A 6421-nucleotide genomic window follows, 5' to 3' on the forward strand; every position below is an offset into this window, starting at 1 on the left:
TATTGAATCATGTGTCAGTCAGTCTCGTGAATATGCTGGCTAAATATTGTCTAGGAATCACCCTATGGCGAGTCGGTGATCTTGTCAAGAATAAAAAGCCCCGCCATGTGGCAGGGCTTGATAGGAAGGGTTCAGGCTTCGAAGTCTTCTTCTTCTGCGATTTCGGCTTCAGTCAATACAGGCTTCTGGCTGTGACTGGCTCGACGGGCTTCCGATTTGTGTGATTGCTTGCTCAGCTGTCGCTCCAGTTTCTGATACATGTCTTTAATGGCGGCGTACATGTTTTCCTGTTCAGAGGATGCCACAATGTTCCCCCCTGGAATGCCGGCTGTTGCTTCCACCTTGAAGTGCCGGTTAGGTTCTTGGCTGATAACAGCATGTTTGCCGATCAGCGGGACTTGAAAGCGCTCTAACTTACTGAATTTCTCTTCAATGCGCTCACGGATAGCAGGGGTGACATCAATGTTTTTGCCTGTGACTTCTACTTGCATAGTCTCTCTCCTGTTTTGCTACCCCTTGGTGGGTTAACTTCAGATTACTCTTCTCAAGCGTGAATAAAGTGATCTGGATCAACTTTGATAAGTAAAATAATTCACCAATTTATTTCTGTGACTTGTTCTGCTTTGTGACAAGAAAATGACTAAAAACCCCTTGTCGAGGGCATTATGAATGCGGCAGTATGGAGTGAGTTGATGACTGGCGGCCAGTGCTGCTCAGGGGCGTTTTTCGGCCTGAAGCAGAGTGTTTCGTCATGAATGATCAGGACCCGCTGAAATTAGATTGAGTGCAGTCATCTGCGAGAATAAAAAACGGCAGCCATCTGGCTGCCGTTTGTCGTTTTATCTGTCTTAGGATCAAACCGGATTGAGATCAATCAGTCGCTGAGCATGTTCGGCCGGCGTTTCCAGGCCAAGTTTTTCATACGCGGTTTGCATTAGCGGCAGCGATTGACGGGCCGCTTCAGTATCCGGATACAGACGCTGAATTTGCTGGCAGCGGTTCACAGCGGCCACCCAGGCTTCACGGCGGATATAAAAGTCGGCAGCGGCTAACTCATAATTGGCCAGACGGTTTTTCAGGTAAACCAGTCTTGCTTTGGCATCTGCGGCATACTGGCTGGCCGGGTAGCGATCCAGCAGGCGCTTAAAGTCACGAAAGGCCTGGCGAGCCGGTTCCGGATCCCTGTCGTGGCGATCAATATCAAACACATCGTGCATGAAAGAACGATCCTGGGCCATGTGCGTCAGGCCACGCATATAGAGCACCCAGTCTGCTTTTTCATGGGTCGGGTTCAATCGGGTAAAGCGGTCTATGGTTGCTTCGCCGAGGGCCAAATCATCGTTCTTGTAATAAGCGTAAATCAGATCAAGCTGCACCTGCTCCGAATAAGCGCCGAACGGATAACGTGAATCCAGTGCTTCTAATCGTTCAATGGCTGTTACCCAGCTACCACTTTGTAAGGCTTGCTGAGCACTGCCGTACAGCTCAGAAGGCGGAATATCCGGTACCACTTCCTCTGTACTGGAGCAACCAGACACAATAGCGGCGGCAAGAAATGTCGTGATTATCAGGCGTTTCATTGCGGCGTCAGTTTCCTTGGTCATAATTTATTTCTGTGATCCATTACGGTCAGCGCCGTTAACAGATACAATGACAACTAATATCTGTCATTTTACGCAGCGTTTAGGCTTTAGTCTCACGCTTTTTGAAAAAGTTCTTTATGGCACAGCAAATAGAGTTAAGCAACATAGTAAACGATAGCCAGCTTGGTCAACGTCTTGATCAGGCTCTGGCTGAACTGTTTTCCGATTATTCCCGTTCGCGGATTAAAGACTGGATTCTCAATGGCAGCGTCTGCGTCAATGGCGCAGTGGTGACTAAACCCCGCCTTAAAATGATGGGCGGTGAAAAGCTCACTGTTGTGGCTGAGATTGAAGATGAAGAGCGCTGGATTGCGCAAGACATTCCGCTCAACATTGTTTATGAAGATGAGCATCTGCTGGTGATTAACAAGCCACGTGATTTTGTGGTTCACCCGGGTGCAGGCACGCCGGATGGTACTGTGCTCAATGCACTGTTACATCACTGCCCGTCTCTTGCCGAAGTGCCGCGAGCCGGTATTGTGCACCGTCTTGATAAAGACACGACGGGTCTGATGGTAGTGGCGAAAACGATTCAGGCTCAGACCCGACTGGTTCGCGCGCTGCAAAAACGCAAAATCACTCGTGAATATGAAGCGGTTGCTATGGGCAAAATGACCGGTGGTGGTGTGGTTGAAAAGCCGATTGGCCGTCACTCTACCAAGCGCACTTCAATGGCGGTACATGAGTTGGGCAAACCGGCTATCACGCATTATCGTGTCGCTGAGCACTTTCGTGAGCACACCAGTCTGGTGCTGCGTCTGGAAACAGGGCGTACCCACCAGATTCGTGTTCACATGGCGTATCTTTCGCACCCTTTGGTGGGGGATACTCTGTACGGTGGTCGCCCACGCCCGCCACGCAATGCCTCTCAGGAGGTGATTCTCGCGCTTCGTGCCTTTGATCGTCAGGCTCTGCATGCTCGTATGCTGCGGCTTGATCACCCGATTACCGGTGAGTTGATGGAATGGCATGCTGAGACACCGAAAGATATGGTGGCTTTAGTCGAGACTCTGCGTCAGGACAAGCTTGACCATCCAGAGGATGATTACTGATATGTTGATTACCCCAGACTGGCCAGCGCCTGCGAATGTCAAAGCCATCAGTACCACCCGTTTCGGGGGTATCAGTCAGGGGGTCTATGCTGGCCTCAATCTGGGGGACCATGTGGGCGATACGCCGGCGGCTGTGTCACATAATCGTCAATGGCTGCAGCAACAACTGGGTTTGGCGCATGCGCCTGCCTGGTTGTCGCAGACCCACAGCACAATAGTACAGGCACTGCATGAGCCGCTAGTGGGCATTCCCCATGCGGATGCTAGTATTACCCGGCAGCTGGGATTAGCCTGTACTGTGATGACAGCAGATTGCTTACCTGTATTGCTGTGCGATCGTCAGGGCACTCAGGTGGGAGCCGTGCATGCCGGATGGCGAGGTTTGGCTGACGGTATTATTGAACAAACGGTGACTTGTTTTGCTCAAGCACCGGATCAATTACTGGCCTGGCTGGGACCGGCCATTGGGCCGCAAGCCTTTGAGGTCGGCGGGGAAGTCAGGGAGCAATTTCTGGCCGATGATCCGGCGGCGGAATCTGCATTCCAGCCAAAAGGTGAAAAATGGCTGGCGGATATCTATCAGTTGGCCCGATTGCGTTTACATCGTCAGGGCGTGACTCAGGTTTTCGGTGGCAGTGAGTGTACTGTCAGCGACGCTTCCCGTTTCTTTTCTTATCGCCGGGATGGTGTAACCGGACGTCAGGCCAGTTTAATCTGGCTGGAAAAATAAACCTCTGTCTTACTCTCTTTCAATGCAGCGGCCTTGAGCCGCTTTCTGATATCCCCACAATTTATGCTTGAAAAGCACAAGGCGCGCAACCATATACCAAGATAATGACAAGGTCATATCTAGAGTGGAGGACTTATGCGTCTTGACCGGTTTACAAGCAAATTTCAATTAGCGATTTCTGATGCTCAGTCGCTGGCTTTAGGACGAGACCATCAGTATATCGAACCTGTGCATTTGATGATGGCACTGATGAATCAGGACAGCAGTACCACGCGGCCGCTGCTGACTCTGCTGAATGTAGATATTACCCAATTGCGTTCCAGTTTGTCTGAACAGCTCGACCGTTTACCCAAAGTCAGCGGTATCGGCGGCGATGTGCAGTTGTCCCATGGTATGGGCGTGCTGTTTAACATGTGCGATAAGCTGGCTCAGAAACGCAAAGATAAATACATCTCTTCCGAGCTGTTTATTCTGGCTGCGGTGGACGACAAAGGCCCGCTGGGCGAGCTATTGCGTAAGTTTGGTTTGAGTGCTGAAAAAGTTGAACAGGCGATTGAGAAAATCCGCGGTGGTCAGAAAGTCGATGATCCCAATGCCGAAGAAAATCGTCAGGCGCTGGAAAAGTTCACCATAGATCTGACCGAGCGCGCTGAGCAAGGCAAGCTGGATCCCGTGATCGGTCGCGATGAAGAAATCCGCCGTACTATTCAGGTCTTGCAGCGCCGCACAAAGAACAACCCTGTCCTTATCGGTGAGCCGGGGGTGGGTAAAACGGCGATTGTCGAAGGTCTTGCCCAGCGTATTGTCAATGGTGAAGTGCCTGAAGGGCTGCGCAATAAGCGTGTGCTGTCCTTGGATATGGGCGCATTGATTGCTGGTGCTAAATACCGTGGCGAGTTTGAAGAGCGCCTTAAAGCAGTATTGAACGAACTGGCGCAGGAAGAGGGCAGTGTCATCCTCTTTATTGATGAGCTGCATACCATGGTTGGTGCCGGTAAAGGTGAAGGTGCCATGGATGCCGGTAACATGCTTAAACCTGCGTTGGCCCGCGGTGAACTTCATTGTGTCGGGGCAACAACACTGGACGAGTACCGTCAGTTTATAGAAAAGGATGCTGCGCTGGAGCGCCGTTTCCAGAAAGTGCTGGTGGAAGAGCCGAATGTTGAAGATACCATCGCGATTTTACGTGGCCTGAAAGAGCGTTATGCGCTGCATCATCATGTAGAAATTACCGATCCGGCGATTGTCGCGGCGGCTAGCTTGTCGCACCGGTATATCTCTGATCGCCAGTTGCCAGATAAGGCGATTGACCTTATCGATGAGGCCGCTTCCAGTATCCGTATGCAAATTGATTCGAAGCCGGAATCTCTGGATCGCCTTGAGCGCCGAATTATTCAGCTGAAAATTGAGCAACAGGCGCTGTCGAAAGAAAGTGACGACGCCAGCCAGAAACGTCTGGCCGTGTTAAGTGAAGAGCTGGAAGGCAAAGAGAACGAGTACGCTGAACTGGAAGAAGTCTGGAAAGCAGAAAAAGCAGCGTTGTCTGGCACTCAGCATATTAAAGCGGAGCTGGAACAGGCGAGAACCGACATGGAGATTGCCCGGCGTGCGGGGGATCTGAATCGTATGTCTGAGCTGCAATACGGCAAGATACCTGAACTGGAGAAACAACTGGATCTGGCTGCCCAGGCAGAAATGCAGGAAATGAGTCTGCTGAAAAATCGTGTCACAGATGCTGAGATTGCCGAAGTGCTGTCACGTCAAACCGGTATACCGGTATCCCGTATGCTGGAAGGTGAGCGCGATAAGCTGTTGCGGATGGAAGAAGCGCTGCATCAGCGGGTCATAGGCCAGGACGAAGCTGTTAATTCAGTGGCGAATGCTATTCGCCGCAGCCGGGCAGGATTATCTGATCCAAATCGGCCTATCGGATCATTCCTGTTCCTGGGTCCGACAGGGGTCGGTAAAACAGAACTGTGCAAAGCGCTGGCCAACTTCATGTTTGACAGTGATGACGCCATGGTGCGTATTGATATGTCAGAGTTCATGGAGAAACACTCCGTCGCCCGGCTTGTTGGAGCACCTCCGGGTTATGTTGGCTATGAAGAGGGCGGATACCTGACTGAAGCGGTTCGCCGGCGTCCTTATTCCGTCATTCTGCTGGATGAAGTAGAAAAGGCGCATCCGGACGTGTTTAACATTCTGCTGCAAGTGCTCGATGATGGTCGCCTTACTGATGGGCAGGGCAGAACAGTCGACTTCCGTAACAGCGTTATCATCATGACATCGAATCTGGGTTCTGATCGTATTCAGGAGCATTTTGGTGAGCTTGATTATGCCGGTATCAAACATCTGGTTATGGACGTCGTGGGCCATCACTTCCGCCCTGAGTTCATTAACCGTGTCGATGAAACCGTTGTGTTCCATCCTCTGGGTGATAAGCACATCAAAGATATCGCCCGAATTCAGATTGGTCGCCTGAGCGAGCGACTGGAAGAAAAAGGCTTTGAACTGAAAGTAGAAGATTCTGCGTTGGATTTGATTGCAAGCGCAGGTTTTGATCCTGTATATGGTGCTCGCCCGCTGAAACGAGCAATCCAGCAATACATTGAAAACCCATTGGCGCAGGATATCCTTTCCGGGCAATTAACGGTTGATAAGCCAATTGTGCTGGCCGCCAAGGATGAGCATATTTCTGCCAGCCAATAAAATCGTAAAGTAAGAAAAGCCTGCTCGATAGCAGGCTTTTCTGTATTTTTTGGCTTGTGTTGGCTGTTTTTTACTCTTAAGTGCAGGGTTTGTTCGAAATATGACCTGTTGAAATTTATTTGTGATTTTATGCTTGCCAAGGTGCGCGAACTCTCTATAATGCCGCCTCACTGACACGGAGAACGGCGCTAACAGCCAAGACCATGTCAGACGCTCTTTAACAATTTGACCATGCAATCTGTGTGGGCACTCGACAATGATACAGTCATAAAAGATTTATCAGTGAA

The 6421-nt window shown here is 50.6% G+C and carries 5 protein-coding genes and 1 other annotated feature (1 of these 6 cut by a window edge); of the genes, 3 read left to right on the top strand and 2 right to left on the bottom strand.

What is annotated here, in order from left to right; genetic code table 11:
• Window positions 1-9: a sequence feature (Phe leader region), on the bottom strand; it reaches 112 nt to the left of the window's first position.
• A gap of 122 nt (window positions 10-131) precedes the next feature.
• Window positions 132-491 (bottom strand): ribosome-associated translation inhibitor RaiA, encoded by a 360-nt coding sequence (gene raiA, locus Q4491_RS20565; protein ID WP_192015694.1) that lies wholly within the window; start codon window positions 489-491, stop codon window positions 132-134.
• A gap of 363 nt (window positions 492-854) precedes the next feature.
• Window positions 855-1580: an outer membrane protein assembly factor BamD gene (gene bamD / locus Q4491_RS20570; RefSeq protein ID WP_027253524.1), complete on the bottom strand. Its 726-nt coding sequence runs from the start codon at window positions 1578-1580 to the stop codon at window positions 855-857.
• Between the two features lie 140 nt (window positions 1581-1720).
• Between bamD and rluD the strand changes: the two genes are divergently transcribed.
• The 3 genes from rluD to clpB all read left to right on the top strand — a co-directional run bounded on the left by rluD (window position 1721) and on the right by clpB (window position 6134).
• The gene (gene rluD, locus Q4491_RS20575; protein WP_161443993.1) at window positions 1721-2695 is read left to right on the top strand and encodes a 23S rRNA pseudouridine(1911/1915/1917) synthase RluD; all 975 of its coding nucleotides are present in this window, start codon (window positions 1721-1723) and stop codon (window positions 2693-2695) included.
• Between the two features lies 1 nt (window position 2696).
• On the top strand, window positions 2697-3425 hold the full coding sequence (pgeF, locus tag Q4491_RS20580) for a peptidoglycan editing factor PgeF (RefSeq protein WP_218384202.1): 729 nt from the start codon (window positions 2697-2699) through the stop codon (window positions 3423-3425).
• 135 nt (window positions 3426-3560) lie between these two features.
• Window positions 3561-6134, top strand: a complete 2574-nt coding sequence (gene clpB / locus Q4491_RS20585) for an ATP-dependent chaperone ClpB (RefSeq protein ID WP_303460498.1) — start codon at window positions 3561-3563, stop codon at window positions 6132-6134.
• Window positions 6135-6421 lie beyond the last annotated feature (287 nt).

Source organism: Photobacterium sp. 2_MG-2023 (genome assembly GCF_030547675.1).
Taxonomy (GTDB): Bacteria; Pseudomonadota; Gammaproteobacteria; order Enterobacterales; family Vibrionaceae; genus Photobacterium; species Photobacterium arenosum.

Bases quoted from the DNA above. Each gene is read 5' to 3' on its own strand.
- raiA (WP_192015694.1), bottom strand. From the start codon at position 491: ATGCAAGTAGAAGTCACAGGCAAAAACATTGATGTCACCCCTGCTATC.
- bamD (WP_027253524.1), bottom strand. From the start codon at position 1,580: ATGAAACGCCTGATAATCACGACATTTCTTGCCGCCGCTATTGTGTCT.
- rluD (WP_161443993.1), top strand. From the start codon at position 1,721: ATGGCACAGCAAATAGAGTTAAGCAACATAGTAAACGATAGCCAGCTT.
- pgeF (WP_218384202.1), top strand. From the start codon at position 2,697: ATGTTGATTACCCCAGACTGGCCAGCGCCTGCGAATGTCAAAGCCATC.
- clpB (WP_303460498.1), top strand. From the start codon at position 3,561: ATGCGTCTTGACCGGTTTACAAGCAAATTTCAATTAGCGATTTCTGAT.